Annotated in this window: 2 protein-coding genes and 1 pseudogene; all 3 read left to right on the forward strand. The window is 41.3% G+C overall.

Annotated features, from left to right (window positions below; genetic code table 11):
• A pseudogene (locus LC574_RS33715) lies at positions 1-162 on the forward strand (cell division protein FtsW); the annotation flags it as partial.
• Between the two features lie 35 nt (positions 163-197).
• Positions 198-1,043: a class I SAM-dependent methyltransferase gene (locus tag LC574_RS33720; RefSeq protein WP_229457953.1), complete on the forward strand. Its 846-nt coding sequence runs from the start codon at positions 198-200 to the stop codon at positions 1,041-1,043.
• 461 nt (positions 1,044-1,504) lie between these two features.
• A partial coding sequence (locus LC574_RS33725) for a DUF4347 domain-containing protein (protein ID WP_229457954.1) occupies positions 1,505-2,954 on the forward strand: 1,450 nt, incomplete at its 3' end.

Raw genomic sequence — 2,954 nt, forward strand, 5'->3', positions numbered from 1 at the left:
ATGTTTAGTTATGGTGGTAATTCCATGATTGCTAGCTTAATAGCTGCTGGGTTGCTGATTCGGGTAGCACGCGAGAGTAATGAAGCTGAAGTAGTACCGTTGCGAAAACCCTTGTTGGAAAATGGTCGCAGACGCCGGGATTTTCAAAAAAATAGGAATTGAGCTAACAAAAGTTTTTTGCAGGAATTAAATAAATTATGGAAGACCTAAAACAAACAATAATCAGCTACTCCAGCACAGACCTCGAACAGCGTAAAAATTGGTATTCTCCGGCAGCAGAAGCTTATAATAAGGCAAGACCACGCTATCCTCAGGATTTGATTGAGCAAGTTGTGGAAGTTGCTCAACTCTCTACTGAGTCAAAAATTCTGGAAGTGGGATGTGGGCCTGGAACTGCAACGGTAGCGATCGCTCCGTTGGGTTGCTCTATAATCTGCTTAGAACCCAATCCAGATTTTTTCCAGTTAGCTCAACACAATTGTCAACCGTATTCTAATGTAGAGATTCAGAACACATCTTTTGAAGAGTGGGAACTCAAGCCATTTGAATTTGATGCCGTTTTAGCAGCGAGTTCTTTTCATTGGATATCACCAGAAGTTGGATATCCAAAAGCAGCAAATGCCCTAAAAGAGAATGGCTACCTGATTTTATTGTGGAACAAAGAACTTCAACCCAGTTATGAGGTGTATCAAAGTTTATCGCAAGTCTATCAAGTGCATACTCCATCTCTTGACCGATATGAAGACCAAAAAACACAAGAATATATCTTGAGACAATTAGGAAATATGGCCATTGATTCGGGGCAATTCAAAGACTTGATATCTGGACAAGTTCTATCAGAAGTAACCTATACTGTCGATGAATATTTAACACTTTTGAATACTTACTCGCCATACATAAAATTAGATCAAAAAAATAAAGACTCTTTATTTTTGGAATTGAGACATTCCATAGAAGATGATTTTGGAGGCAGTCTTCAACTTTCATATATTTCTGCTTTTCACATTGCTCAAAAAGTAAACTCAGAGGTAAGGGAGTCTTAAATAAGCTATTGCTAGGTGGCAGATTAGGAAAATAGGTTAAATATTGTGTAATAAATTTGTCGATTCTTCATTACATATTATGCTGATATTGCTTTATAAAATCCTGAAAGCCTTGCTATACAATAAATATATAGCGGTTCTCAGTTGAGTGAAGTACAAAAACCCCACCCCCTCTTCGCTTGCGAGGAGCTTGCTCTGATGTACCTCGTTTGATTAGGAAAACTTATAAATATTTTTTACTACTAATATTTTAGGGTTTTGGCAATGATTTGGGCTTTTGACCTTTATTTGTCAGCCAATTTTTGATGTTTAACTAATAATTTCGCATCACAAATACTGAAGAACCAAATATTTTAAAAAATCCGAAAAGCAGCAACTTCTATTTGAAGTTAAGTATATACCTACCAAAATGAGATGCACTCGTTTGAGTTTCCCTCATTACCTTAGCTAGAAGTAAAAAAATGGCAACACTACATACCTCACACTTCCAAGTAAATCCTGCAACTTCCACCTCCTATTCCCATAGTTTAGTCTTCATCGACATGGCGGTTGAAGACTATAGCGATTTAGTAAATGGCGTGCTTGATAATGCCGAAGTGTTCGTGCTTGACTCTACACAAAACGGTGTTGAACAAATTACAGAAATTCTAGCAAGTTACAATCGCCCGAATTTGACTAATATTCATATTGTGTGCCACGGTGCCCCAGGTTGCTTGCAATTGGGCAACACCCATTTAGGACTGGATACCCTCGACGAATACAGCCAGCAACTGCAACTATGGCAAAAGATATTTTCAACCTCTGCCAAAAGTAATAACCTTTGGAATTTACTCATCTATGGTTGCAATGTGGCTTTGGGTGATGCGGGGGCAGAATTTGTAGAAAAACTGCACCAACTCACCAAAGCAAATATTGCCGCTTCTCGTGGGCGAATTGGTAATGCAGCATTAGGTGGTAACTGGGAGTTAGAAGTCCGCACCACTGATATGGAAGCGAGTTTACCATTTGCAGAAACGACGCGCCAGGCTTACGCAGGGGTACTGGCGACATTCACGGTGAATAATACTGGGGACACAGATGATGGTGATCCGAACAACGGCATCACAACACTCCGGGAGGCAATTAACTTAGCCAATGCTACTGCTGGGGATGATGCGATCGCTTTTGGCGGAATATTCACAGATACCACCCCAGATACCATCACCCTCACCTCTGGGCAACTGACGATTACCGATGATCTAAGCATCTTTGGGACTGGGACATCTAAGCTTACTGTGAATGGAAAAAATGCCTCTACAGTATTCGAGATATCGGGATTAGGGACAGGTGTCAATATTAATGGACTGGCGATCGCTAGCGGCAATATTAAGGTTAATAGAACTTCCATCCTCAATCTAGCAAAAAGCAGTGTGTCTGGTAATACAGCAGGAAGTGGCATCTTTAATAGCGGCATCCTCAGTCTTGCTAACACCAGCGTCTTTGGCAATACGCAAGGCGGTATTTATAACGGCGGTACTCTCAGCCTAACTAACAGCAGTGTTTATAACAATACCGGGGCAAGCAAGATTTATAATGGCAATACTGCCGGAGGCGGCATTTTTAATGACGGTTCTTCTGGTAAAACTGCTATTCTCAGCCTAATTAACAGCAGTGTCTCTGGCAATACAGCAAACTCCGGCGGTGGCATCTATAATCAAGGCGGTAATCTCAGGCTGACCAATAGCACTGTCTCTGGCAATACTGCAACCTCCGGTGGTGGCATTTTTAACGGAGATGATGATGGTTATGGTTCCGGATCAGCTACTCTAACTAATAGCACCATCTTTGGCAATACAGCATTAGAGGATGGCGGTGGTTTGACCGCCTTTTCGACCTTGACGAGCGCGTCACAGGGAATTTACATCGCGAATA

Origin of the sequence: Nostoc sp. CHAB 5715 (genome assembly GCF_020829685.1) — a bacterium.
Classification (GTDB): domain Bacteria; phylum Cyanobacteriota; class Cyanobacteriia; order Cyanobacteriales; family Nostocaceae; genus Nostoc.

Bases quoted from the DNA above. Each gene is read 5' to 3' on its own strand.
- LC574_RS33720 (WP_229457953.1), top strand. From the start codon at position 198: ATGGAAGACCTAAAACAAACAATAATCAGCTACTCCAGCACAGACCTC.